Source organism: Oceanisphaera pacifica (genome assembly GCF_017498065.1).
GTDB classification, from domain to species: domain Bacteria; phylum Pseudomonadota; class Gammaproteobacteria; order Enterobacterales; family Aeromonadaceae; genus Oceanimonas; species Oceanimonas pacifica.
Map to the genome: position 1 here is coordinate 53,663 of NZ_JAGDFX010000005.1, position 20,000 is coordinate 73,662.

General features: G+C 47.4%; 17 protein-coding genes and 1 pseudogene. 11 read left to right on the top strand and 7 right to left on the bottom strand.

Translation table 11 applies throughout. The features are described from left to right. From J3U76_RS05345 to wrbA, 5 genes are all read left to right on the top strand, one after another. Positions 1-447, top strand: coding sequence for a DoxX family protein (locus tag J3U76_RS05345; protein ID WP_208004857.1), 447 nt, complete (start codon positions 1-3; stop codon positions 445-447). A 110-nt stretch (positions 448-557) separates the two neighbouring features. Continuing rightward, positions 558-1,529, top strand: coding sequence for a glutathione S-transferase family protein (locus tag J3U76_RS05350; RefSeq protein WP_208004859.1), 972 nt, complete (start codon positions 558-560; stop codon positions 1,527-1,529). 84 nt (positions 1,530-1,613) lie between these two features. Next, the gene (locus J3U76_RS05355; protein ID WP_208004860.1) at positions 1,614-2,576 is read left to right on the top strand and encodes a quinone oxidoreductase family protein; all 963 of its coding nucleotides are present in this window, start codon (positions 1,614-1,616) and stop codon (positions 2,574-2,576) included. A 41-nt stretch (positions 2,577-2,617) separates the two neighbouring features. After that, the gene (locus J3U76_RS05360) at positions 2,618-3,316 is read left to right on the top strand and encodes a pirin family protein (protein ID WP_208004862.1); all 699 of its coding nucleotides are present in this window, start codon (positions 2,618-2,620) and stop codon (positions 3,314-3,316) included. 65 nt (positions 3,317-3,381) lie between these two features. Then, positions 3,382-3,981 (top strand): NAD(P)H:quinone oxidoreductase, encoded by a 600-nt coding sequence (gene wrbA, locus J3U76_RS05365; protein ID WP_208004866.1) that lies wholly within the window; start codon positions 3,382-3,384, stop codon positions 3,979-3,981. A gap of 234 nt (positions 3,982-4,215) precedes the next feature. Here the strand turns inward: wrbA and J3U76_RS05370 are convergent, their stop codons facing one another. Continuing rightward, entirely contained in the window at positions 4,216-5,730 is a 1,515-nt protein-coding gene (locus J3U76_RS05370; protein ID WP_208004868.1) for a catalase, read from the bottom strand. Positions 5,731-6,040: 310 nt separating this feature from the next. Here J3U76_RS05370 and J3U76_RS14425 point away from each other — a divergent pair. Next, positions 6,041-6,208: pseudogene (locus J3U76_RS14425) on the top strand (ISAs1 family transposase); the annotation flags it as partial. A 54-nt stretch (positions 6,209-6,262) separates the two neighbouring features. Here J3U76_RS14425 and J3U76_RS05375 read toward each other — a convergent pair. The 3 genes from J3U76_RS05375 to nhaD form a co-directional block, all read right to left on the bottom strand. Continuing rightward, positions 6,263-6,928: a pirin family protein gene (locus J3U76_RS05375; protein ID WP_208004870.1), complete on the bottom strand. Its 666-nt coding sequence runs from the start codon at positions 6,926-6,928 to the stop codon at positions 6,263-6,265. Next, a complete protein-coding gene (locus tag J3U76_RS05380) occupies positions 6,925-7,203 on the bottom strand; it encodes a pirin family protein (protein ID WP_208004872.1) in 279 nt (92 codons plus the stop codon). The genes J3U76_RS05375 and J3U76_RS05380 overlap by 4 nt, the downstream gene beginning before the upstream one ends. 367 nt (positions 7,204-7,570) lie before the next feature. Beyond that, entirely contained in the window at positions 7,571-9,016 is a 1,446-nt protein-coding gene (gene nhaD / locus J3U76_RS05385) for a sodium:proton antiporter NhaD (protein ID WP_208004877.1), read from the bottom strand. 301 nt (positions 9,017-9,317) lie between these two features. On the opposite strand from nhaD, the gene argA reads away from it, so the two are divergent. Together argA and lysC are read left to right on the top strand one after the other, a co-directional pair. Then, on the top strand, positions 9,318-10,646 hold the full coding sequence (gene argA, locus J3U76_RS05390) for an amino-acid N-acetyltransferase (RefSeq protein WP_208004878.1): 1,329 nt from the start codon (positions 9,318-9,320) through the stop codon (positions 10,644-10,646). 136 nt (positions 10,647-10,782) lie between these two features. After that, entirely contained in the window at positions 10,783-12,120 is a 1,338-nt protein-coding gene (gene lysC, locus J3U76_RS05395; RefSeq protein ID WP_208004879.1) for a lysine-sensitive aspartokinase 3, read from the top strand. Positions 12,121-12,223: 103 nt separating this feature from the next. Here the strand turns inward: lysC and J3U76_RS05400 are convergent, their stop codons facing one another. Beyond that, on the bottom strand, positions 12,224-12,400 hold the full coding sequence (locus J3U76_RS05400; protein WP_208004880.1) for a hypothetical protein: 177 nt from the start codon (positions 12,398-12,400) through the stop codon (positions 12,224-12,226). A gap of 73 nt (positions 12,401-12,473) precedes the next feature. Continuing rightward, positions 12,474-15,104, bottom strand: coding sequence for a type I DNA topoisomerase (topA, locus tag J3U76_RS05405; protein ID WP_208004882.1), 2,631 nt, complete (start codon positions 15,102-15,104; stop codon positions 12,474-12,476). A 332-nt stretch (positions 15,105-15,436) separates the two neighbouring features. Between topA and astB the strand changes: the two genes are divergently transcribed. Next, positions 15,437-16,804, top strand: a complete 1,368-nt coding sequence (astB, locus tag J3U76_RS05410; RefSeq protein WP_243454088.1) for an N-succinylarginine dihydrolase — start codon at positions 15,437-15,439, stop codon at positions 16,802-16,804. A gap of 204 nt (positions 16,805-17,008) precedes the next feature. Here astB and sohB read toward each other — a convergent pair whose 3' ends face one another. After that, positions 17,009-18,028, bottom strand: a complete 1,020-nt coding sequence (sohB, locus tag J3U76_RS05415) for a protease SohB (RefSeq protein WP_208005019.1) — start codon at positions 18,026-18,028, stop codon at positions 17,009-17,011. Positions 18,029-18,219: 191 nt separating this feature from the next. On the opposite strand from sohB, the gene J3U76_RS05420 reads away from it, so the two are divergent. Together J3U76_RS05420 and J3U76_RS05425 are read left to right on the top strand one after the other, a co-directional pair. After that, entirely contained in the window at positions 18,220-18,987 is a 768-nt protein-coding gene (locus J3U76_RS05420) for a YciK family oxidoreductase (protein WP_208005020.1), read from the top strand. A 90-nt stretch (positions 18,988-19,077) separates the two neighbouring features. After that, entirely contained in the window at positions 19,078-19,971 is an 894-nt protein-coding gene (locus tag J3U76_RS05425; protein WP_208004883.1) for a LysR family transcriptional regulator, read from the top strand. Positions 19,972-20,000: the final 29 nt, after the last annotated feature.

A 20,000-nucleotide genomic window follows, 5' to 3' on the forward strand; every position in this document is an offset into this window, starting at 1 on the left:
ATGAACAAAGCAGTTATTCAGCGCATGCTGGCCACAAACAATAGTATAAGCAGCCTAGTGTTACGTATTGCGGGTGGCATTATTTTTATCGCCCATGGAGCACAAAAGCTCTTTGGTAGCTTCGGAGGGGGTGGCTTAGCAGGGACAGGGCAGTGGATGGCATCCATTGGACTTGAGCCTGGCTATCTAATGGCACTAGCTGCAGGCAGTGCAGAGTTTTTTGGCGGCATCGCCTTACTACTCGGTTTGCTTACCCGCCCTGCGGCCTTGGCGTTAACAGTGGCCATGCTGGTTGCCATTATCACAGTGCATTTACCTAATGGACTATTTATAAGCAATAACGGCTACGAGTTTGGCCTTGCGTTACTCGCAATTTCTATCGCCTTACTCTTTAGTGGAGGTGGTAAATTTTCACTGGATCGTCAGCTGAGTCACCTTATACGTTAAGAATACTCTGTTTCTTTATAAATTAAGTGGATAACGACAACACACATAGAAAAGTCATTGAGAAAATCTAGTTTCCTCAATGTATCAAGAAAACAAATGGAGGCTCCATTATGGGCTTATTAGTAGACGGTCAATGGCATGACCAATGGTACGACACTGACTCCACTGGCGGTAAATTCGAGCGCAGTGAGTCACAGTTTCGCAACTGGGTGACGGCTGACGGTAGTGTTGGCCCGAGCGGCGAAGCAGGCTTTAAAGCTGAGGCGGGGCGTTATCATTTATACGTGTCTTTAGCCTGCCCGTGGGCACATCGCACGCTGATCTTCCGTAAACTCAAAGGACTGGAGTCGATGATTTCAGTGTCAGTGGTCAACCCCTATATGCGTGAACATGACTGGACCTTTATCGAAGATACAGGCGTCGTCGCTGATCCGCTGTTTCAAGCCAAGTATATGCACCAGATTTATACCCAGGCAGATCCTAAATACAGCGGTCGGGTGACCATCCCTGTCCTGTGGGATAAACAGCAAAATGTCATGGTGAGCAACGAGTCATCTGAGATTATTCGCATGTTTAACTCGGCTTTTGACGAGGTTGGGGCCAAGCCTAGTGATTACTATCCAGAAGCGCTGCGCGCAGATATTGATAGCCTGAATGAACAAATCTACAACAGGGTGAACAACGGTGTCTATAAAGCGGGATTTGCCACCACGCAACACGCCTATGAAGAGGCGGTGGCCCCTTTGTTCGCTACTTTAGATGAGTTAGAGCAGCGACTATCAACACATCGCTATTTACTAGGCGACACCATTACCGAAGCAGATTGGCGCTTATTCACCACGCTGGTGCGTTTTGATGCTGTGTACCACTGTCACTTTAAGTGCAATATCAAGCAAATTGCCGACTACCCGCATTTAAGCAGTTATTTACGCGAGCTCTATCAATGGCCTGGTGTGGCCGACACGGTCAATATGAAACATATCAAAGCACATTATTACCGCAGCCATAACACCATTAACCCCACAGGCGTGGTACCTATTGGCCCTGAGCTAAATCTCGATGCACCCCACGGGCGCGGATAAACACTGCGCCATTAACAGCTAAGCGAGCTGAGCGATGTCTTAGTTTATTGCTCAGCTTCAGTTCCCATTCAGTGATTGAGGTACATGATGCAAGCATTACAGTTTTCAACAACCGGTACGGTAGACGCATTACAGTTGCGTGAGTTGCCCACTCCCCAACCTAAAGACGGTGAAGTATTGGTCGAGATACGGGCAACGGGCATCAACCCAAGCGACATCAAAAACCTACTGGGACTGTTTCCTTACACTAGCACGCCACGTATTCCCGGCCGAGATTTTGCCGGTGTGGTGATCAGTGGGCCTGCAGAGCTAAAAGGCAAGGCGGTGTGGGGTGGAACTGGCAAAGGCTTTGGCTTTTATCGGGATGGCTGTCATGCGCAATATGTTGTGTTGCCAGCCGATGCCGTCGCCCCTTTACCCGCCTCTCTAAGCTTTGCTCAAGCGGCCAGCTGTGGCGTGCCATTAATCACTGCTTGGGATGCTCTTGAGCGTAGCCAAGTTCAGGAAAAAACACGTTTGCTGATTATTGGAGCAGGTGCGGTGGCACGCGCAGCACAACACCTCGCCCGAGCCAGAGGCGCCGAGGTAGTAATGGCTGCACGTCGTAGTGATGTGGTGCACACCCTACAAGCTCAAAATATCAAGGCGTTTAAGTTAACGGAAGCAGCACAGCTAGCCGACCAAGCAAGGGAGCACTTTCACCAGCAAGCACCACAAGTGATCGTTGACACCACAGGCTACTGGCTAACAGCAGCCGTAACTAGCCTAGACGTATTTGGCCGCATTGCAGTTATTGCCGCCCCAACAGATGACCAGATCATGTTATCCCCTTTAAATTTATACCGCCGTGGAGGCTCTATTATTGGCATTAACTCTCTGCTTTATAGCCTAGAAGATTGCGCGGCCATGCTTACAAAAATAGGCGCTGCTTTTCCCGATGGCGTCCCTCTGATTAACGATTTTATCGAACGTCCACTGTCTGAGGCGGTGGATGCCTATCAGCAAATCAGCCAAGGCAGTTCACAGAAGATAGTACTGATCCCATAACTCACTGACCGCCACCACCAACATATAGCAGGAGGTTTTGCATGATTGAATTAAGACCCTATCGCGAATTGGGCGGCGCGCAGCATGGCTGGCTAGATACTCGCCACCATTTTTCATTTGCCGATTATTACCACCCCCAGCGTATGGGTTGGGGGCAGCTAAGAGTGTGGAACGATGACACTATTGCTGCACATTCAGGTTTTCCGCCGCACCCTCATCGCGATATGGAAATTATCACTTACGTGCGCAAGGGGGCTATCACGCATCAAGACAACTTGGGCAATAGCGGCCGCACTGCCGCTGGTAATGTGCAGGTGATGAGTGCTGGCACCGGCATTGCTCATAGTGAGATGAATACCGAAAATGAGACCTCGCAGATCTTTCAAATATGGATTATGCCCAACGAAAAAGGCTTGCCACCCAAATGGGGCACCAAGCCTTTTCCCAAAGGGGAGCTAAGTGGTGACTTTGTTACCCTTGCCAGTGGTTTCGCTATTGATACCGAGGCGCTACCCATTCGTGCCGACGCCCGCTTGGTAGCAGCAACCCTAAAAACGGGACAAAGTACTCGCTACTCGCTTGCTAAAGGGCGCAAAGCATATCTTGTTCCGGCCAGTGGTCAGATTGAAATTAACGGCGTACTCGTCACTGCCGGCGATGGCGTTGCCATTCATGACGAGCCGTTATTGCACGTTATTGCACAACAAGACAGCGAAATTGTACTGGTAGAGGTGGCATAAACCACGCGACTTACAGTAGGATAAATGAATCCAACCAGCAAAACCTATCTAAGAAGGATACAAACATGGCAAACGTATTAGTGCTATATCACTCAATGTACGGGCATATCGAAACCATGGCCAATGCCGTTGCCGAGGGGGCAGGTAGCGTTGCTGGAGTAGAAGTGACCGTTAAGCGAGTTCCTGAAACCATGGATACGGACGTATTCAAAAATGCCGGCGGTAAAACTGAACAAGCCGCCCCTGTGGCCACCCCGGCAGAGTTAGCGGAATACGATGCCATTATCGTGGGCACGCCAACACGCTTTGGTAATATGTCGGCTCAGATGCGTAACTTTTTCGACCAAACCGGTGGCCTATGGGCCAAAGGTGCACTGGCTGGAAAAGTGGCTAGCGTATTCACTTCAACCGGCACTGGCGGTGGCCAAGAAATGACCATTACTTCCACTTGGACCACGCTGGCCCATCACGGCATGGTCATAGTGCCAATTGGTTATACCACACCAGAGCTGTTTGATATTTCTCAAGTGAGTGGTGGCACCCCTTATGGCGCATCAACCATTGCCGGCGGTGATGGCTCTCGCCAACCCGATGCTCGAGAGTTGACTATTGCTCGTCACCAAGGTGCTCATGTGGCGCAAATTGCCGCTAAGCTAAACAAGTAGCAGTTTCAATTCCCTCGAAGCCCAGACACCATCAAGGATATTAATAACACCCTTGATGGTGTCTTTTATAGAAAGCATCAATACCGCTAGAGTTCCTTTTTTGTGTTATCGAGCTCAGCTCAGAACTACCTAAAGCTCAAGGCTAGGGCAACTGTTTAGCTACCCTTTTCCTATTAAGAGCTGAGATTAGGAGCCATGTCACCTTTGCGAAGGGCTCCTATTATGCGGCTAGCGTTACTCTGCCAACTCAGGTTTGGAAGACAGCGTACCTAGAGACTTAACCGACATGCCCAGCGCCTTGGCAACTCCGGCGCCATAGTCAGGATCGCAGCGGGTACAGTTATCAATATGGCGTTGTTTAATGAAGTCTGGAGCATCGCCCATATTTCGTGCCGTATTTTCAAACAATACCTGTTGCTGCTCAGAAGTCATTAGTTGAAACAGCTTGCGCGGCTGGCTGTAATAATCGTCATCATCCTCACGGAAATCGAACATGGCCGCATCCCCGTCAATCTTAAATGGTGGCTCGGCATATTCCGGCTGATCTTTCCATTGGCCGAAGCTATTTGGCTGATAATGCGGCAAGCTGCCATAATTATCATCAGCCCTGCTAGAGCCATCCCGATGATTGCTCATAACCGGACATTTAGCTGCATTAACCGGTACCTGCTGATAGTTTACGCCCAAGCGGTATCTTTGCGAATCGGGATAATTGATGAGCCGCGTCTGAAGCATCTTGTCTGGGGAGACGCTGATGCCAGGGACAAGATTCGAGGGCGAAAAGGCCGCCTGCTCTACATCCATATGGTAGTTTTCTGGATTTCGGTTCAACTCAAATTCACCAACCTCAATGAGCGGGTAGTCCCCTTTTGGCCAAACCTTGGTCAGATCAAATGGATGCACATGGTAGGTTTCAGCGTCGGTTTCAGGCATCACTTGTATATACATTTTCCAACGTGGGAACTCGTCACGCTCAATCGCTTCATACAGGTCCCGCTGATTGCTTTCACGATCATCAGCAACAACTGCTGCAGCCTCGGCATCAGTCAAATTCTCAATTCCCTGCTGGGTTCTAAAGTGGAATTTCACCCAATAACGCTCACCTGCCTCGTTCCAGAAACTGTAGGTATGACTACCAAAACCATGCATGTGTCGGTAGCTCTTGGGAATGCCACGGTCCGACATCACCACAGTCACTTGGTGCAGAGCTTCTGGCAAAAGCGTCCAAAAATCCCAGTTGTTCGTCGGCGAGCGCATATTAGTTTTCGGATCACGCTTTACCGCTTTATTCAGATCTGGAAACTTCTTAGCATCCCGCATAAAGAACACAGGCGTGTTGTTACCCACCATGTCCCAGTTGCCTTGTTCAGTGTAGAACTTGAGTGCGAAGCCGCGAATATCACGTTCAGCATCGGCTGCGCCACGCTCCCCCGCCACAGTGCTAAAACGGGCAAACATTTCGGTCTTTTTACCTACTTCACTAAAAATACTAGCTCGCGTATAGCGTGTGATATCATGAGTTACGGTAAACGTGCCGAACGCACCAGAGCCTTTGGCGTGCATGCGGCGCTCAGGGATAACCTCACGCACAAAGTTTGCAAGTTTTTCGTTGAGCCAGACATCCTGAACTAATACAGGCCCACGCTTCCCAGCGGTCATCGAGTTCTGGTTGTCAACAACCGGAGCACCAAAAGCGGTTGTCAGATGTGTTACTGGACATTTGCCTTTGTTCAATATTTCATCGGACATGATGGTTTCCTTTAGTAAACTTAATGCTGCTAATAAAGTCTAAAACTACAGAATACATAGCAACTTCAAGTCATTAACAGAGTGTAAGACTTACTACCGTTGAGTTTAGCTGCACCCATGTCATGGAAGTTAAGTCGTAATAGAAAGGACGACTGGTGGCCATCGGCCGCATAACTCCAGTGACCAGTTAAGTAATAAGCTATGATGGTGCTTTCCAGCACCCAAATCAAGCCCAAGCAAATCCCAATAACTTAGTCATGTGGCCTAAGCTTTCGCCTCTAATCGTAACTATACTTGCCGGCGGTGTAGCCGTAGCAAAGCCACTAGAAAAGATCGTAACGCGACTATATAGATGGTCAATGCATATTACTCAGCAAATAAGATGGCACTAGAGCAGGTAGACAGTAAAAGCAACGAAATCACTATCATTCCAACGCTACTGAAAGTGCTCGACTTACGGGGTGCTCTGGTGTCTATGATATAATTTATGAGTTTAAGTGATTAAAAGCTAAGTTATAAAGCGAAATGGTAATCAACCTTTAAAGCCTTGAGGTAAATCAGGCGCTAGTAAACGTTGCGTATTAGAGTCCACATCACCAAAACGCTCATGGCCGTTATTCCAATCGGTAATTGACTGTTCGAGCTCTTCCTTATTATCAGCAGCGAAGTTCCACCAGAGTAAGACTTGGTTATTTAATGGTTCACCGCCAATAAACATCACCCGTGTGCCTTTTTTAGCAAATAATTTGATGCTTTCGTTATTAGCAACATCGCTATCGTGGAAACGAAACAGTTGATCCTGCTTACATACCTTTCCTTCAGATTCTATCTCACCCTCTGAAACTAAGACGCCGTATTCAAAGCCTGGCTCTAAAGTCAGTGTCGCCTCGCCATCTTGGGTAAAGTACACGTCGATGCCGACCAACCTAGAGTATTGGATAGTAGGCGCTTGAAAGTGCTGACCTGATGCATTGGTATAGCTACCGGTGGTCAGGATCATCTCAACACCCTCTTCCGTCCACGTTGGTAGCTCTGGATAATGATGGAAGCTACGCTCAATTTTTTGATCTGTTGGTAGCGCAATCCAGAGCTGTACCATACTGATAGCACGCGCCGCATCGGATGAGCCACCAGTTTCTGGAAAGACACTTTGCTCAGTATGGCTGATACCTTGGCCCAGCCCCGTACCTGCGGTCATGACATTGACTTGATTCTTAGTAAAGATAGCTCATTACCTAAGCTATCTTTATGCAGCACTTCACCATTTAACATCCAGCTAAAGGTTTGCAGGTTGGTATGGGGATGACGACCAACTTGCATGCCTAAATCATCTTCATCAAAGTCAGCGGGGCCAGCGTGGTCTAAAAAGCACCATGCACCGATAGGCTGTTTCCCCCTATTGGGTAATAAACGGGCAATCGGAATACCGCCGACATCGGCCAGCCTTGGCTCTAGGGTTTGAATACTCATCATCCACCTCTTATTTAGACACTAAATTCATATATAAGCTTTATAACCGACATTCCACACCTGATTTAAGAATAAATAGTTAGGTAGTAACGGCGCTACTATTTAAGCCTAACTGAGTAACATGATGCTTCGGTAAGGCAGCATCCACCCACAATCCGTGCTAGGCCGAGTTCACAGCACATGCCCGCCACTAGGCTTAGATGGTCGTGATCCTTGAGGCGATAAAAAGGAGTAGTCATGATACGGCCGCCAAATAGAAGTAATAAATCAAACTGGCGGAGCCGTATCAAGAAAAACAAATCAAAAACTAGGTGCCGGAATGTCAAGTATAGGGGCTTTTTATCGCGTGACATTAAGCAACAACGAGTGCTTAACCAAACACGTTAAAGCTGTCGGCGTTTAGCCATAGGTGGGCCAAAATACTGACCGCATACCCTAAAAAGATAGCGGGTGCCCACTTTAAATGGCCAAAAAAGGTATACATGCCCCGAGCCTGCCCCATTAAGGCAACCCCTGCAGCCGATCCAACAGACAGTAAACTACCGCCCACACCTGCCGTTAACGTCACCAACAACCAGTTACCATGAGACATCTCAGGCTCCATGGTTAATACCGCAAACATTACCGGAATATTATCAATTACCGCCGATATAACCCCTAGCGCAATATTGGCATAAGTGGCATTCCAACCGCCATAAAGTGCTTCTGACATTAGTGCTAAATAGCCCATAAAACCAAGGCCACCCACACACATCACCACCCCATAGAAAAACAGCAAAGTATCCCATTCTGCGCGCGCCACACGACTAAACACATCAAAGGGCACCACACTTCCTAAACGTTTTAGAGCTGCCTCATCACCCCGTTTTGCCGCCATTACTTTTTGACGCGCCACAGATTGCGGCAATGTCTTGCGCAAAAAGTAACCAAAGAACTGCAAGTAACCTAAACCGGTCATCATACCTAGCACCGGGGGGAGCCCCAATAAACTATGGCAGGCAACCGCGGTAGCCACCGTGAGTAAAAACAAAAAGACAATTCTAAAAGCGCCACGCTTGAGCACCGCTTGCTCATACACAGCCACTGGGCAGCGGTTTTCAATCACAAAACTCATTAACACAGCCGGTACAAGGTAATTAAGCACAGAAGGGATAAAGAGTACAAAAAACTCATTAAACTCCACAAGGCCTGACTGCCATACCATTAGGGTGGTTATATCGCCAAAAGGACTAAACACTCCTCCAGCATTAGCCGCAATCACAATATTAATACAGCATAAGTTGATAAACTTTTTATCGCCCTCTGCCACTTTTATCACCACAGCACACATTAAGAGGGCCGTGGTTAAGTTATCGGCAACCGGAGAAATAAAGAAAGCCATAATACCGGTCAGCCAAAACAAAGATTTATAGCTAAATCCGCGACGGATCATCCAGCTACGTAAGGCATCAAACAAGCCTCTGTCTTCCATAGCATTAATATAGGTCATGGCAACCAATAAAAAGAGCAGTAATTCGGCATACTCTAGCAAGTTATGGCGAAACGCTTCTTGAGGTAAGTCGCCAAAGTCATGGTTAACATAAGTCCAACCAATGGCCACCCAGATAATACCCGCAGCCACCAATACGGGTTTAGATTTACGCAGGCCTAAATACTCTTCACCCATCACCAATAAGTAGGCCACTATAAAGGTGATGACCGCAAAAACACCGACCCAAGTCGTGGTTAAATCTAGCGGTGCATCAGCTGCCAGTACTGACGAGCTGAACAATACAGACAGCCCTCCGAGTGTGGATAAGCACAGTTTGCTTCGCATTATATTTGTCTCTCTTCTTGTTATTTTAGCTATAGTTATGTTGGGGGTTATTCTATGCATCCCCTCGTAAGCAGGTTACCATAAAGCTTGAGGCGAGGCAGATGACATTACTCGGAGCCGCTCGCACTTTTAACGTTAAATTACGCTATATTCCCTAATCATTACTTGCGCTTAGTCATCTTCTCTATATTTAAAAATAACAAGTAAAGTCACCGTGAAAAATTCACATATTTAGTCTTGTTTTTTGCATTAATTTTCACGATTATGCTTCTTTGATATCAGTTATTTAAAAGGATTTTCCGTGCGTGATACCGATGCAGCCTTGGTCAAAGCATTTCGTCAGTCTAGCCCTTATGTCAACCTTCACCGAGGCTCAACGTTTGTGGTAATGATAGGCGGCGAAGCCATCGAACAAGACAACTTTCCTAATATTGTTAGCGATATCGCGCTGCTCACCAGCCTAGGTATTCGGCTAGTGATTGTGTTTGGTGCTCGTCCACAAATTGATAAAAGCTTAGCTGAGGCTCACCTTGAGAGTGTGTTTCACAAACACACTCGAGTCACAGACGAACATAGCTTTCGCATTATTAAAGATGTATGCGGTGGCTTACAAATGGATATTATGGCGCGACTATCAATGGGGCTGATTAACACCCCCATGCAAAATGCCCGTATTAATGTGGTAACTGGTAACTTTGTGACCGCCCAACCGCTAGGCATTGATGATGGCGTAGACTATCAGCACTCGGGCCGTGTACGCCGTATTCATACCGATACCATTAATCATCAACTTGCCAATGACGCAACCGTATTGATCTCACCCATTGGCTTTTCAGTAACCGGTGAAAGCTTCAACCTCTCATCAGAAGAGCTGGCTCGCAGGTTAGCTATTGAGCTCAAAGCCACCAAGCTCATCGGCTTTTGCTCTCAGCACGGCGTAACCGATGAAGACGGCCAAGCCATTCCTGAGCTTTTCCCTGCCGAAGCAGAACAGCACTTACAGCGCTTAATAGCCGAAGGAGATACCTTATCGGGCACAGCTCGTTATTTGCGTGCGGCAATAGCCAGTTGTCGCGGTGGCGTATCACGCAGCCACTTGGTGAGCTACAAAGAAGACGGCGCACTTATTCAAGAGTTGTTCACCCGTGACGGTTTAGGCACACAGCTGGTTAACCAAAGTGCCGAGCAAGCACGCGTGGCACGCATTGATGATATTGGCGGCATTTTAGACTTAATACGGCCATTAGAAGAAGACGGCATATTAGTACGTCGTTCTCGCGAGCAACTTGAAATGGAGGTGGATCAATTTACGATTATTGAAAAAGACGGCACTATTATTGGTTGTGCGGCCTTGTACCCTTTTCCTGATGAATTAATGGCCGAAATGGCATGTGTGGCGATTCATCCCGACTATCGCCGCGGTAGCCGAGGCGATATGCTATTACAAAAAGTCGAAGAGCAAGCAAAAAAACGGGGCATGAGTCGATTATTCATTCTGACCACTCGCTCTATCCATTGGTTTAGAGAACGGGGTTTTGAACCGGTTGATGTTAGTGCTTTACCGATGAGCAAGCAGGCGCTATATAATTACCAGCGTCGTTCTAAAATCATGATGAAAGATGTAATTTAACCCTTATTTACATCAGACATTTAGCAAAATGTCTTCTACGGTGCAGCAAACACCATTCAATATCTGAGCTTAAAAGGTAAGGCACAGTGCTTTGCCTTACCTATATTTATTACTTGTCCCTATCAAGGAGCTGTACGTGAGTCAGTTAACCGTTGCTAAATTTGGTGGTACCAGCGTGGCAGACGCGCATGCTATGGAGCGCTGCGCTGCCATTCTTGAACAAAATCCAGATACGCGCTTAGCCGTATTAAGTGCCAGCTCTGGCGTCACTAATATATTAGTGGCGCTGGCGTCTGGCGAACATCAGCCCGATGCCCGTGCGACACTACTGCAACAGTTAACCGAGATCCAACAAGGTATTCTTAATAGTCTAGAGAAACCAGAAACGCTCACCCGCCATATAGAAGATATATTAGTATATATTAAAGAGTTGGCTGACAGCGCTGCCATTAGCCCAACCCACGCGCTGCACGATGAAATAGTGGCGCAAGGTGAGCTAATGTCGACCCGACTATTTGTGGAGCTACTGCGCCGCCGTGGTACTCCTGCCGTGTGGTTTGATGTGCGCAAAGTGATGCGTACCGACGATAAATTTAGTCGGGCCACCCCCGACTTAGCAAGACTACAAGCCGAGGTGGAAAAAGAACTTCAGCCCTTGTTCGCCAATGAGTTAGTGGTAACCCAAGGCTTTATTGGCAGCGCCCAAGATGGCCGCACCACTACCTTGGGGCGTGGGGGAAGCGACTTTTCTGCAGCCTTACTGGGCGAAGCGCTAGGGGCAAAGGCCATCCAAATTTGGACTGATGTGCCAGGCATTTACACTACAGATCCTCGATTAGTCAGTGAGGCACGCCCGATTAGTGAAATTACCTTTAGCGAAGCCTCAGAAATGGCTACCTTTGGCGCGAAAGTCTTGCACCCTGCTACATTACAACCTGCTGTTCGCCAGCAAATTCCGGTGTTTGTTGGCTCAAGTAAAGACCCTGCCGCCGGTGGTACTTGGATCCGTAATCACACCAACAGCCAGCCACTGTTTCGCGCCTTAGCATTACGCCGTAATCAGGTATTACTGACCCTGACTAACCAAAGTATGTTTCAGGTACACGGTTTTCTGGCAGAAGTATTTGGTATTTTGGCCAAGCATAAAATTTCGGTCGATTTAATCACTACGTCGGTGATCAGTGTATCACTGACGCTTGATTCAGGTGCAGAGTCACTCACCGATGAAGTACGTGCTGAGTTAGATAAACACTGTCATCTGCAAGTAGAAGAAAATCTAACCTTAGTCGCGCTAATTGGTAATCGGATGAGTGAAGTTAACGGCGTGGGTACTCAGGTGTTTAAGGCGTTATCTGAGATCAATATTCGCATGATCTGCTATGGCGCTAGCGCACATAACTTATGCTTTTTAGTGCCTGAAGACGATGCCAACCAGGTACTCAACGACTTGCATACCGAGTTATTACCTTCGTAAAAATAGCCATACGCCGTAAGCCAAAGACCCATATCGCTGTTGACCTTTATCTTACGGCGTACAGCGTAAGGCGTATAGCTGCTATTAGTCTTTAACTGACAGCTTAAAGCAGTCCGGAAGGTTGGGGTTCGTCTGTTAGCTCACTCACATGTACTTGAAAAGGAATGGCTTGGTCGTTTTGTAATAATACTAATTGGCTTTGCGTATCCACTTCTAATACATAACCTGAACTGTCAGAGGTATAGCAAATCATACCGGGTCGCACATCATGAATGTCCATATTCATCCCTCATTTACACCGTAATTTAGTACTATAAATGAAAAGGCCAACGCATTGCGTTGGCCTTAGTATACTACTTTTTACCTTTTTGGCGTTGTTCCCACTTACCATCTACATAGTGAGCCGTCCAGCCAGTGGCTTTTTTATCAATTTCAGTCATCACATATTGTTCTTTATTCTTACGACTAAAGCGCACTACCGACTTATTACCATCGGGATCTTTTACCGGTGCTTCGGTTAAATAGGCAAACTTAGGTGACAATCTGTCTTTAAAGCGTACTAGCTCTTCCACCAAAGGAGCACGCGTCTCCCGAGATTTAGGGAAGTTACTGGCGGCCATAAAAATACCCGCTGCCCCGTCGCGTAACACAAAGTAGGCATCTGACTGCGTACAAGGTAACTCAGGCAAATGTACTGGATCTTCTTTAGGCGGTGCAACCTCACCATTTTTTAAGATCTTACGGGTGTTTTTACACTCTTCATTGGTGCAGGCCATGTATTTACCAAAACGCCCAGTTTTCAACTGCATTTCTGACTCACAGCGCTCGCAGTCAATCACAGGGCCTTCATAGCCTTTAAGCTTAAACTGCCCTTCTTCTAGCTCATAACCTTCACAGTCGGGGTTTTGGCCACAAACATGCAGTTTGCGCTGTTCATCAATTAAGTAAGCATCCATGGCGGTGCCGCACTTATGACAACGATGCTTAGCCCGCAGTGCTTCTGTTTCGGCTTCGTCATCATTGGCTAATACAAACTCATCACCTGGGATCAGGTTAATGGTTTGCTTACAGCGCTCTTTAGGGGGCAGTGCGTAACCCGAGCAGCCTAAAAATACCCCTGTGCTGGCAGTACGAATACCCATTTCTCGACCACAGGTGGGGCATTCAATGTCAGTAAACACCATGTCATTAGTACGCATACCGCCATCATCGGCTGGTTGCTCTGCTTTGGTTAGCTCTTCACTAAATTCAGCATAAAAAGCATCTAACACTTGGGTCCAATTCAGCTCACCGTCGGCAATTTCATCGAGCTTGCTTTCCATTTGGGCGGTAAAGTCATAATTCATCAGCTCAGCAAAGCTTTCTTGCAGTCGGTCGGCGACGATTTCACCCATTTTCTCTGCATAAAAACGACGACTTTCTACTTTAACGTAACCTCTATCTTGAATGGTCGAGATAATAGACGCATAAGTTGAAGGTCGGCCAATACCGCGTTTTTCTAACTCTCTGACCAAAGAGGCTTCACTAAAACGTGCCGGTGGCTTGGTAAAGTGTTGCTTAGGATCAAGTTGGTTAAGGGTTAATATTTCCCCCTCTTGAACGGCCGGTAGCTCGGTATTTTCGCCCTTACGACCGGTCGTGGCTTCTTGTACCTTGGTCCAACCGGCAAAGCGTAAAATACGACCACGGGCTCTTAACTCATAATCGTCTGCCTGCACTTTAATAGTGGTGCTATCGTATAAAGCTGGCACCATTTGGCAGGCCACAAACTGGCGCCAAATCAGGTCGTATAACCGCTTAGCATCCGCCTCCATGCCTTGCAACTTATCAACACTTAACGCCACGTCTGAGGGACGAATCGCCTCGTGGGCTTCCTGAGCATTAGCTTTAGCGCTATACACATTGGGGTTGTCGGGCAAATAATTAGCACCGTATTCTTGTGCAATATATTCTCGGGCACTGCCCACCGCCTCTTGGCTTAAGTTGGTGGAGTCGGTACGCATATAGGTAATATAACCGGCTTCATACAAGCGCTGCGCCAGCATCATGGTGCGCTTAACCCCAAAGCTTAATCGGGTACTGGCCGCTTGCTGTAACGTAGAGGTAATAAAAGGCGCAGGCGCTTTGCTTTGCGTAGGCTTGTCATCTCGAGACACCACTTCAAAGCGGCTCGCATTGAGCGTATTCACCGCCGCCATGGTGTCTGCTTCGTTGTTGGGCCTAAACTCTTTCCCTTGGTACTTAGCCACCGCCATCGACAGCGCCAGCTTTTTATCATTACTTAACTGGGCTTGAATATCCCAAAACTCTTCAGGAACAAAAGCTTTAATTTCGCGCTCTTTTTCAACCAGCAAGCGTACCGCCACCGATTGCACACGACCGGCAGACAAGCCGCGAGCCACTTTTTTCCACAATAGCGGCGACACCATATAACCCACAACGCGGTCTAAAAATCGACGGGCTTGTTGTGCATTAACACGGTTTTGGTTGAGCTCCGATGGCTCACTAAAAGCATCTTGAATGGCTGATTTGGTGATTTCATTAAATACCACCCGCTTAAAGCGTGCATCGTCACCACCGATCAGCTCTTTTAAGTGCCATGCAATGGCTTCCCCTTCGCGGTCCAAATCCGTTGCCAGATAAACAATGTCTGCTTTTTCGGCCAAGGCTTGTAACTCTGTCACTACTTTTTCTTTGCCCGGCAACACTTGGTAGTTGGCTTTCCAACCCTTGTTAGGATCGATACCCATGCGAGCAATTAAGGCTTTTTGATCCTTCTCGCGTTTAAGCTTGGCTTTTTGCTCTGGGCTCAACGATTTAGTATCTGTTTTTTTAGCCGGCGCTTTTTTAACAACGGACGAGCCTGCGGTAGGCAAATCACGCACATGGCCGACACTGGATTTGACGATATAGTCTTTACCCAGATATTTGTTGATGGTTTTTGCCTTAGCAGGCGATTCCACTATAACCAGCGATTTACTCATAAAGCGCGTTTAAATCCTTAAAGTCTGGCCCACATTCGGGGTCCGGCGGCAAGGTAATGACGGCTGTATAAGTGAAAACGCCGTAAAATGCAAATTTGCCAAGCTAGTGCCGGAAATAATTTAATGGTATATCTCTGTACTTATTAACACCTTGATACTCACAAGAATCAACCGCTTTTTTGATTAGACTGTTTGTTCGAGCGCTTTTTATGCATTGTTAACACAAAGATGATAGCTGTTGTTAATGTTAGGTTACAAGTACAGACAAAGTTTCACTACACTGACTCATATTAGCTGGCTGACTCGCCGCGCGTATTTTAGAAGGTAGGGTAATGACATCTACAATAAAAAAAACCAACACCAGTATCACACACGAAGTGAACTTTGATGGCCTTGTGGGGCCCACACACAATTATGCCGGTTTATCTTATGGCAATGTCGCCTCACACCAACACGCCCATGTACATTCCAACCCAAAGCAAGCTGCGAAGCAAGGCTTACAAAAAATGCACCGGCTAAGCGAGTTAGGACTGGTGCAAGGCGTACTGGCTCCTCAAGAGCGCCCCGATATGGCTACGCTACGTCAATTAGGCTTTAGCGGCAATGATGCTCAAGTATTAGAAAAAGCGTATCGCGACAGTCCCGCCTTGCTGGCAGCCTGTTACTCAGCCTCAAGTATGTGGACGGCCAACGCCGCCACTGTCTCTCCTAGTGCTGATACCCAAGATGGTCGTGTACATTTCACACCCGCAAACTTGGTCAATAAGTTTCACCGCGCCATTGAACATGAAGTAACGGGGCGTATTTTGCGCCGCGTATTTCCTGATGAGACCTACTTTTGCCATCATAGCGCCCTACCAAGCCACGAAGCCTTGGGTGATGAAGGTGCTGCCAATCATACTCGCCTGTGCGCTCGCTACGATAGACCCGGGCTCGAGCTATTTGTTTATGGTCGCAGTGCCTTTGATAGCAGCCAAGCTGCGCCCAAACGCTACCCTGCTCGCCAAACCCTAGAAGGGTCTCAGGCTGTGGCGCGACTGCATGGTTTAAATGAGTCTAATACACTCTTTATTGCCCAAAATCCGGCGGTAATTGATCAAGGGGTATTTCACAACGATGTGATTGCGGTGGGTAATCAAAACGTCCTTTTTTATCATCAATCTGCTTTTTTAGACACACAAAGCGTGTTGCAGCAGATCCGTCAAAAGATGCCCGATACACAGCTACATTTTATTGAGGTAGCGCCAAATCAGGTGCCCCTGTCTGATGCCATTCGCAGCTATTTGTTTAACACCCAATTAGTCACCCTTAAGTCTGGACACATGGCGCTTATCGCTCCTACAGAGTGCGCTGAAATAAGTTCAGTCAACGCCTATTTAGAGCAGTTGCCGTCTTTAAATACTCCGATAAAAGAGGTGCACTATATTGATGTTAAACAGAGCATGCAAAACGGGGGCGGCCCGGCTTGCTTACGATTAAGGGTGGCTTTAAATAAAGCAGAGTTAGCCGCGACCAACCCTGCCTGTTTGATGAGTCAGACCTTATTTAACCGCCTTAATCGTTGGATTGATCAACATTATCGTGATCGGCTCACACTCAATGATTTGCGCGACCCCGCCTTATTACAAGAGTCGCGCACCGCGCTCGATGAGCTAACACAAATACTCCAGCTAGGTGGCGTGTATCCGTTTCAGCGTTAACACCTAAAGGGTGATGGACGGTATAAACCTTAAAAGCTAAACCTATTTCTGCCACAAAATCCACGGAAAAATTAAGATGAGATAAGATCGAAAAACTCTTTTTAAGGTGTAAGAGCTTACAAGTAATAAGCTTTTCGTCTTTAAACTGGCTCTTCTTTCGTGGGCCCGTGGATTGCGTTGCGAAGGGTTATGAGTCTTTTTTCATTAATAAAACGGTCGCTGGCCGGCTTCTATGAGTTTGGTGACGGCGCGGCTGACGCCCATTTCTGCAGCTTTCCCTAGTTTGTGCTTTAGACTTTGTTTAGGAGCAAAATGTAAGCGGATTATCCGTTTATGCTCACTTTGCGCCAACAAATATTCGCTACTGGTCGATAATTCATCAACCAAACCTAATTTTTTGGCATCGGTGGCCAGCCAATGTTCGCCGGTGGCCACCTCATCTAGCGCCAATGCCGGACGGTTTTGTGCAATAAAATCTTTAAAGCGATGGTGAATCACTTCTAACTCTTCACGAAACTTAGCGCGCCCTTCATCATCGTTTTCGCCAAACAGGGTTAAGGTACGCTTATAGGCACCGGCTGTGTGTAATTCGACGTCTATGTCTTTGCCTTTTAAAAACTTATTAAAGTTTGGCATTTGTGCCACTACGCCAATGGAGCCCACAATGGCAAAGGGCGCGGCAATAATACGCTCAGCCACACACGCCATCATATATCCGCCGCTGGCGGCCACTTTATCAACCGCCACCGTCAGATGTAGCCCTTTGTCTTTAAGCCGTGCAAGCTCTGCCGCCCCTAACCCATAACCGTGCACCACACCGCCGCCTGACTCTAAACGCAACAAAACTTCATCACCGGCCTTGGCCAGCTGCAGTAACCCTGTAATTTCACGGCTTAGCCCGCTCACCTCATTGGCATCCATACTACCCTTAAAGTCTAAAACATAGAGACGTTCAGTGGTGCCTGCTTGCTTTTTTTCGGCCTTGGCTGCTTGTTTAAATTGCTGCTTTAGCGCTTTACGCTCGCTATCCTTGGTGGCGGTGGCCATTTGTAGCTGGCGCTGCTGGCGGCGTAAATCTGCGCTCAGATCGTCCACCTCCAGCTTATCGCCGCTGCGATTTTGTCGCGATGCCGTACCCGCTATCAGCGCCACTACAACGCCAATGGCGACCACAGCCGTCAACACTTTGGCGGCAAACAAGCCATACTCATATAAAAATTCCAACATGATATTTCCTTTAATTATCAAAATGGCAAGAAGTGATTACTAAAATTTAACTACTTACCTCATTGTAAAAGCCTTAAGCACGAACACCAATGCCCTTTTTATATTGATTTTGTTGTTAAGTACTGGCATCCCTGCTCATAGTCTGGTTTGATCGCTCTATATTAATGTTTAAAGAGACCCAAGCCGATATGCATAACTATCAAGCAGCTGCTGACTTACTTAACAACAAAGTGATTTTAATTACCGGCGCCGGCGACGGTATCGGCCGCCAAGCCGCACTGCACTACGGTGCTCATGGTGCCACCGTAGTGCTGTTAGGAAAAACCGTCAGTAAGTTAGAAGCGGTATACGATGAGCTATTAGCCCAAGGTAGCCCAGAGCCGGCCATTATTCCCCTCGATTTAGAGGGCGCTACCAAAGATCATTATCAACAGATGGCCGAAACTTTAAAACAACAATTTGGACAACTTAACGGAGTATTGTTTAATGCCAGTCACTTAAGTGTACTGGGCCCGTTTGAAATGATTGGTGAAGATGAGTGGGACAAGGTCATGCAAATTAACCTTCGCTCGCAATTTTTACTGACTCAAGCACTGCTGCCATTATTAAAAGCGACTGAGCACGCATCTATCGTTTACACCAGCTCAGGGGTTGGCAAACAAGGGCGCGCTTATTGGGGGCCTTATGCTATTTCAAAGTTTGCCACCGAAGGCATGATGCAAGTATTGGCCGATGAACTGAGTAATACTCAAGTGCGGGTAAACTGCATTAACCCCGGCGCAACTCGTACCGATATGCGCTCACGGGCTTACCCAGGAGAAGATCCCGCAACATTACGGACTCCAGAACAAATTATGCCCCTTTATCTGTATTTAATGGGGGCAGATAGCCGTGATGTTCGTGGTCAATCTCTGGATGCTCAACCAGATAAAGTTCGCTCAGGCAGCACATCTTAAGCCATAACAGCATCTAAGCACGGTATTTTTATTATTAGCTCTTAGCTCAGATTGATAGACTGAGCGCTTGTGACAAGGATATAACAAGCCATGTATCGTCCCAAAAGTACGGTAGAGCAGTGGCGAATATTTCAGGCAGTGGTAGACCACGGAGGTTATGCCCAAGCCGCTAAAATACTGAATAAAAGCCAGTCATCTCTCAACCATGCCGTAGCAAAATTACAACAAGGATTAGAGGTTTCCCTGCTAGAAGTGAAAGGTCGCAAGGCCTTTCTTACTCCTGAGGGAGAAGTTTTTTTGCGGCGCTCTCGTAAGCTAACTCAAGGAATTGAAGAGCTGGAGTTGTTGGCTGATGTGCTCGCCAGTGGCTGGGAGCCGGTTTTGCGAATTGTGGTAGAAGCATCTCTACCACGCCAGCCTTTATATCAAGCATTAGCTGATTTTTCTGCTCGCTCGCGAGGGTGTCGCATCCACTTAGCAGAAGCCCAGCCCAGCGGCTGTGCCGCTGTTATCAAGCAACAGGCAGCAGACTTAGTCTTTGCCAGCAAAGCATTTAGTGGTGTCACCAGCTTACCGCTGATTACGACCGCTTATTTACCGGTATGCTCATCAACACACCGGCTTGCAACACTGGCAGAGGTTAGCTCTCACGATCTAGAGCAAGAGTTAGAATTAATATTGGCCGATGGTAATGAATCAGAAGAAGGTTGGGAAGGAACAGAGCAACCTTGGGTGATTAACCACCTACATGACACTTTGTCTTTATTACGCCGAGGCGTTGGCTTTGCTTGGCTACCGCAAGATGTAGTGGCACCGCTTATTCAGGCCAATATATTGACTCGCCTTACCATGACCAACCAAGTACAACGTAAGCGATTTACCCATTTAATATTACCCCAAAGCACCCCGCCCGGCCCGGCTGCTAGTTTACTATTAACCCTTATTCGCCATCATTACGGCTTGCCTGACAAGAACACAACCTAGGCTTGATCTTGCCAGTGGCCAACGCCTTC